Annotated in this window: 2 protein-coding genes and 1 tRNA gene; 1 reads left to right on the top strand and 2 read right to left on the bottom strand. The window is 56.9% G+C overall.

The window, feature by feature from the left end; all coding sequences use genetic code 11:
- Window positions 1-248 precede the first annotated feature (248 nt).
- A complete protein-coding gene (locus AVO45_RS10650) occupies window positions 249-1,397 on the top strand; it encodes a hypothetical protein (RefSeq protein ID WP_068346788.1) in 1,149 nt (382 codons plus the stop codon).
- A 363-nt stretch (window positions 1,398-1,760) separates the two neighbouring features.
- On the opposite strand, the gene AVO45_RS10645 is transcribed toward AVO45_RS10650, so the two are convergent.
- Both AVO45_RS10645 and AVO45_RS10640 read right to left on the bottom strand, forming a co-directional pair.
- Window positions 1,761-5,435: an Ig-like domain-containing protein gene (locus AVO45_RS10645; protein ID WP_205627876.1), complete on the bottom strand. Its 3,675-nt coding sequence runs from the start codon at window positions 5,433-5,435 to the stop codon at window positions 1,761-1,763.
- A 298-nt stretch (window positions 5,436-5,733) separates the two neighbouring features.
- A tRNA-Met gene (locus tag AVO45_RS10640) sits at window positions 5,734-5,810 on the bottom strand.
- Window positions 5,811-5,829 lie beyond the last annotated feature (19 nt).

The raw sequence follows: 5,829 nt of genomic DNA, 5'->3' as shown, positions 1-5,829 counted from the left end.
TCGCCAAATGCGCGGAGCGCGCCGAAATCTGGATTGGCCGTCAAACCAATGCCAGGTGATTGCAGCGCCGGAGCGGCCCCGCTCCGGCCCCAAAACCAAGGCTGCCCCGCCGGAGGCACCAAGGGGGCGTAAGCCCCCGCCCCTTTTCCCAACATCACCAAATCTCCCAGCGGCAGGGCGTGCCGCGCCAAAGGGGGGGGGTCTTGTAACACCCCCCTCCACGAATACGAAAGCGAAGGTCAGAGCAAATGAACGCCGATATCCTGCATTCGGGCTTTGATGGACTGAAATTCACCATCCAGACCGATATTCCGCCGGAGTTCCGGGCCGAACTGGCAGCGGCGAAAGCCGAAGCGGTAAAGACCAACCGGGACTGCGTTGTGGAATTTGGTGACATCGCCCTTGCCGTGCGCCGCTCGGGCGGATCGGCCTTTTCCGCCCATACCGGCGAGTACGGGGCGGAGTGGTACTTTCTGGACCCGGAGAACCGGCCTGCCAACAATCCCGGCGTCACCGTCGACTTTCGAGCCTTCCTGCTCGCCACCGGCGGGCTGGACGCCGCTGAACGCCATTTCCGGGAGTGTATGGCAGCCTTCGGCATTCCCTATGGCGAAACCCAGTTGCGCGTTACCCGCGTTGATTACGCCATCGACTTTCTGGCCCCGTGGTTCGAGCCGGACCGGGAGGCGGTTGTGGTGCCACCCGGCACGCGCGGGACCGAACACGCCAGCAAGGACAAGTGCCAGACGCATACATCGGGCGCGCGAGTCACAGGCCTGCATTTTGGCGCAATCGCCAACCGGCAATTGGTGATCTACGACAAGCGGGCAGAGATCATCGAAAACAGCAAGCTGGGCTGGCTCACCATCTGGAACGGCGCGCGTGCCCAGATCGGCAAGCCGCCGCTGGACCTGTCGGACGCCGAAACCAGTCAGGTTTGGCGTTTCGAACTGCGCATGGGCAGCAAGCAATTGCGCAACCGCTGGGAAATGCGCAGTTGGGCCGATCTCAACGCGCTCGTCGGAGACGCCTTCAGCGAGTTCTGTGAGCGCATCCGCTATACCTGCCCCACCACGGACCGGAACCGCGCCCGCTGGCCGACACACGCGCTCTGGCAGCAAGTCAGCAGCGTTGTCGCTGTGGACCTGCAAGAGAATTGTTTGGGCGTCCTACCCAGCGAGGTGATCGAAACCAACCGCGACGAACACATGCGGATGCTGGATCGCCAGATATTGGGTCTTTTTGTGTCGCGGGCGGCGGCGTCTGACGTGAAGTCAGAAGAATTCTGCGGCTTTCTCGACAATCACGTTGAGGCATTGAAACGTCTGTCTGACGAACATCCGCTACCGATTGATGAACGGTTGGGGAAGGCCGCGAGCCGGTATCGGTTCAAATAGAGCGGGGAGGCAGCGGATCGTCGCGCTTCGATCGGTTCCCGCGGCTTCTTTCGATACTCCGGATTTGTTCATCTTCGCTTGACAATGGCTTCGATGATTCAGGAAACCCTGTGTAATCGTGCCTTGTATTGCAAAGATAAGGCGTCTGAAGGTGTACGCTTCTGTCGGTAGTCTGCTAATGGCAATCACATGATGCGGTTCGCTTTGGTTCGAGAAAGCACATCTCCGTTGCTCGAACCCCTAAATCCGTCCGGTCAGCGCCCACGTCAGACTGTTCGATGAGTTGTGAAACGGCACCCATCTTTGGACAAGTAGCGGATCGTGTACTTCAATTTGGCTGGCGGGCGTTGAATTTGTGCTCGTTTAACCAATGGGCAAGTCGTCCGTGTGATAAATGTGGGTCCACAAAATTCCATCCGAGCCGTCGGTCAAGTCGGCACCTTCCACTTTGGCGATCAACTCGTTCCGGCTGTCCGATCCCGGCTTCCAGACGTCGAGATAGATGTACGTATCAGAGCCGTCGAAATCTGCATAATAATTCGCCGTGCTGACGAGGCCAAGCTTGTCGCTCCCCACTTCAAAGCCTTGTAAAAGCGCGTAATCCTGATTTCCACCACCGGGTCGATTGCTTTCGTCGTCGTAAAACACTCCACGGCTGTCGCCGAGCAAGAAGGTGTCTGCGGCGGCGGCTTTCCCGATCAGTGTGTCTATGGTCCCCGCGCCGTTATGAGTTCCATCTTTTGACAAACCGCTGATGATACCACCGTTCGATTGCAGGATGTCGTCCGTCGTGTCTCCGCCGTACACGTCTGCGCTGACCGCGTTTACCGTCACGCTGACGGTCGCCATGTCCGATCCGCCATTACCGTCATCGATCTCGTAGACGAAGCTATCAGCACCTATGAAATTGGCATCTGGCGTGTAGTCGAAAGTGCCGTCGGCATTGAGCGTCAGCGCGCCGTTCGAAGGACCGGAGACGAGCGCGACGGTGAGGGTATCCCCGTCAACGTCAAAATCAGCGCCGTTGCCGTTGTCGACCAGCACGTTGCCCGAAAGCGGGACGTTCTCGTCAGTTGTCACGTTGTCATCGACGGCAACCGGCGCATCATTCACCGAATTGACGTCAATCGAGGCCGTCGCCGTGTCGGAGCCGCCCCTGCCGTCATTTATCGAGTAGACGAAGCTGTCGGAACCGTTGAAGTCGGAATCTGGAGTGTAGCCGAAGGTGCCGTCGGCATTGAGCGTCAGCGCGCCGTTCGAAGGACCGGAGACGAGGGCTACGGCAAGGGGATCTCCGTCGGCATCTGAATCGGCTCCATTCCCGTTGTCGGCCAACACGTTGCCCGAGAGCACAACATCCTCATCGGTCGTGAAACTATCGTCGGCAGCGATAGGAGCGGTGTTCACCTCGTTGACTACGATGGACACGGTCGCCATGTCCGATCCGCTATTACCGTCATCGATCTCGTAGACGAAGCTGTCAGCACCAATGAAATTGGCATCTGGCGTGTAGCCGAAAGTGCCGTCGGTATTGAGCGTCAGCGCCCCGTTCGAAGGACCTGAGACGAGCGCGACGGTGAGGGTATCCCCGTCAACGTCAAAATCAGCGCCATTGCCGTTGTCGACCAGCACGTTGCCAGAAAGCGGGGCGTTTTCGTCAGTTGTCACGTTGTCGTCGAAGGCAACCGGCGCGTCATTCACCGAATTGACGGCAATCGAGGCCGTCGCCGTGTCGGAACCGCCCCTGCCGTCATTTATCGAGTAGACGAAGCTGTCATCGCCGTTGAAATTCTCAACTGGCATGTAGTCGAAACTGCCGTCCGCATTGAGCGTCAGCACGCCGTTCGAAGGACCGGAGACGAGGGCCACGGTGAGAGAATCTCCGTCGGCATCTGAATCGGCTCCATTCCCGTTGTCGGCCAACACGTTGCCCGAGAGATCAACATCCTCATTGGTCGTGAAACTATCGTCGGCGGCAACAGGGGTGGTGTTGGACGAGTCGGGCAGGCTTGCCATCATTGCTGCCACGTCAAGCCGTCCATCAGTCAGAACGTAGCCATCCAGAGATGAGGTGTAGGCCGCCGACCCGAGCAAGGCGGCCTTAATTTCGGCCGCACTCGCGTCCGGAGCATACGCCGCGTAGAGAACGACGGCACCAGTGACGTGCGGCGTTGCCATCGAAGTGCCATCCTTCAGAACGTAGCCTCCGCCGGCCTGCGCCGACCAGATGGCAGTCCCTGGAGCGGCAATATCGACAGAGGTAGCGCCGTAACTTGAGAAGCTCGAAAGATTTCCGGCGGAGTCGATGGCCGCGACCGCGATGACAGAGTCGTAATCGATGTATGTGCCATCGGATGCGTAAAGCCCCAATGTGGAGTATTCCGCCGGGTAGGCATCGTTACCTGAAGCGTCGAGGTTATCGCTAGAGTTTCCGGCAGCCGTGACATGAAGAACATCAACCGCTGCGAGATCGACGATCGAGTCTAGTTCCAGCTGGCTGAAATTTGGATCGACGTAGGAGTTGTTCGTGGCAACGTAATCAAAATTGTATGAACGTGAAGCCGGATCGAGCGACCGGCTCGCCAGTTCCGCGAAGTAGTTGTTGGCGGCAATGATGTAAGACGTCGGGGCGGAGCCCTGATAGAAAGTCTTCATCGCGACAATTTGCGTATCCCAGTTTACGCCGGCCACGCCTTCGCTATTGCCGCCTATGCCGCCGATTGTTCCCGAGACATGGACCCCGTGAGAGCCTGTGTCCTGGCGGAAGGGCCCGAATCCGATGGAATCGTCTCTGGTGCTTAGGACGAACGGGCGATTGGTGTCATCCTGCCAGTTCCATCCGAAAAGATCGTCGACAAAACCGTTGCCGTCACGGTCGTCCCCGTCTTCCCACCGGCTATCACCGAGAAGATCCAGTGCATCGATAAAACCGTTGCCATTGTTGTCGGCGACCCATCCCGAATTTTGTGCATCGTTCAGGTCATGAAAAGTGATAACACCATTTCCGTCGACATCCACGAGATTGGAGTAGGTCGAGTCCGGGATTTCATCCTGGTTGATCCAGACGTTCAGGTAGAGGTCAGGATGTGTCGGATCGATGCCAGTGTCGTTTACTCCGACGACTGTGGTCGACGATCCCGTGTAACCAACATTCCACGCCACGTCCGCACCAGAGCCGTAGACGTTGCTGTACGCTCCGATACCGTCGCCCGACGGGCCATACATACCCCAAAGGGAGCCATTGGAATAATAGGGGTCATTGCTGAATTCTGCCAAGCCTCGAATGTAATCAAGTTCGACGTGTTCGATCATCGGCGAGCGTTCAAGCGCCGACTTAATAGTTTCAAAAACAGTGTCTCCCGGAAGCGCAATAGTCAGCACCGCGCCGACATCACCTCCCAATGGTCCACCCTGCATTCGCACGGTGCCCGCAACTTCTCCCCCAAGACCAGAAAGCAAGCCTTCAATATCGGCAGCGCCGATCCCGCTGGCCAATTCAATCATGACCTGCAGACGTCCATCAGAGTTGATCGTGGTCGTTGTGCCCGGCCTGCCCCCAACTTCAGACGCAAGTCCACCGGTCGCGCCCCAACTTGCAGGCAAGTTGTCCAATTCAAGGAATTGCTGAGGCAGTTCGAACCAACCCATTCCAAGAACGGGGTTGTCGCCACCAGAGTAGGTTATTTCGAACGTTTTGACGTGACTTGCGACAATATCTAGAAGGCAGGAGGAAACGCACCCTTCAGAAAAAACCAAAGATTGGATTTCTTCGACAACTAACCTGTCAAGCCCAGAAGAAGACCGGTGTAGTTCGGACTCCCAAAAATCTTGGGGAGCAGTTTGTGGTAGAGACGTTAAGTCTACACTACCTTTCGGACCAACCTCGTCTTTCGGCCCAACCTCTGGAAATGCAATGTCAACATTGTTTGAAGTTGCGTTCTCAAGGGCCGTAATTGCCGGATTTTGATCTCCGAGCAAATCCTTAAAAACTTGGGTGATATGGTCCCGAATAACTCCAGAAAAAATACTTGTTCTCATCACATACCGCCCCCAACCAAAAACAAAACAAGTGTTCATACTAACAGATTTCGGCAGAAATCCAAAGTTGCCCCGCTGGAAGCGCTACACTTCGATTTCGGCGCGCAGGCGACATTTGAAGTTTTTTCGATAGGAGCAGTTGAGGCGCCGACGCTCTGACCAAAATCGCGATTGTTGCCTACTTGCTACGCCAGCAGGACACGTTTCCGTTGCTTCCACAGTGCTTCCACGGGCGGGGCGAGAACGCGAAAAGCCCCGCGAGATGCGAGGCTAAGCGTTTGATATTGTGTGTAGAATTTGGTTGCGGGGAGAGGATTTGAACCTCTGACCTTCAGGTTATGAGCCTGACGAGCTACCTGGCTGCTCCACCCCGCGGCAAGATTGTTGGGCGTTG

Source organism: Ruegeria marisrubri (genome assembly GCF_001507595.1).
Taxonomy (GTDB): Bacteria; Pseudomonadota; Alphaproteobacteria; order Rhodobacterales; family Rhodobacteraceae; genus Ruegeria; species Ruegeria marisrubri.
This window is presented reverse-complemented; position numbering and strand designations above follow the sequence as displayed.

Coding starts and splice junctions, on each gene's coding strand:
- AVO45_RS10650 (WP_068346788.1), top strand. CDS start 249: ATGAACGCCGATATCCTGCATTCGGGCTTTGATGGACTGAAATTCACC.
- AVO45_RS10645 (WP_205627876.1), bottom strand. CDS start 5,435: ATGAGAACAAGTATTTTTTCTGGAGTTATTCGGGACCATATCACCCAA.